Source organism: Lawsonibacter hominis, assembly GCF_014287895.1.
Classification (GTDB): Bacteria; Bacillota; Clostridia; order Oscillospirales; family Oscillospiraceae; genus Lawsonibacter_A; species Lawsonibacter_A hominis.
The window spans coordinates 1-599 of the sequence record NZ_JACOPP010000102.1; the positions used below are offsets into that span (position 1 = coordinate 1).

Sequence of the window (599 nt, forward strand, 5' to 3'; positions counted from 1 at the left end):
AACCAGAAAGGTGGGGTAGCCAAGACCAGCACGGTCCGAAATCTGTCCTATGCGCTGGCCGAGATGGGCAAGAAGGTCTTGGTAGTTGACTTTGACCCCCAGTATAACCTCACCACCAGCTTCGGTGTCCTGCCGACCCAGGCGCCCTATAATACCGGGACTCTTATCACCAACCTGCTTCTGGACGAATCTCTGCCAGATACCAACGAGTGCATCCAGAAAATCGGCTCTGTGGACTTGATCCCTTCCAGCCGATCTCTCACCGTTGCGGAGGCAAATCTGCTGATGACGCCGGACAGCAATGACTACCTGGCCGCTCTGCTGAATCCTCTGCGGCTGTCCTACGATTACATTATCGTGGACACCAACCCCTCTCTCGGCTCGTTGACCATCAACGCTTTAACGGCTGCCGACGAGGTAATTATCCCGATTGACCCAGAACTATTCGCTCTGACCGGTTTACAGGCGTTGGTGGACACTATCAAGAAAATCAAGCGGAAATTAAATCCCAGCATTGAGATCGGCGGTATCCTGTTCACCAAATGCAACAAGCGGACGAACCTGTATCGCCGTACATACGGTCAGGTCACAAAGGCGTT

At 53.3% G+C, this 599-nt stretch carries 1 protein-coding gene; it reads left to right on the forward strand.

The genetic code is table 11. From position 1 onward, the window contains the following. Positions 1-599, forward strand: a 599-nt coding sequence (locus H8S57_RS18430) for a ParA family protein (RefSeq protein WP_186909101.1), incomplete at both ends; no start/stop codon positions are given.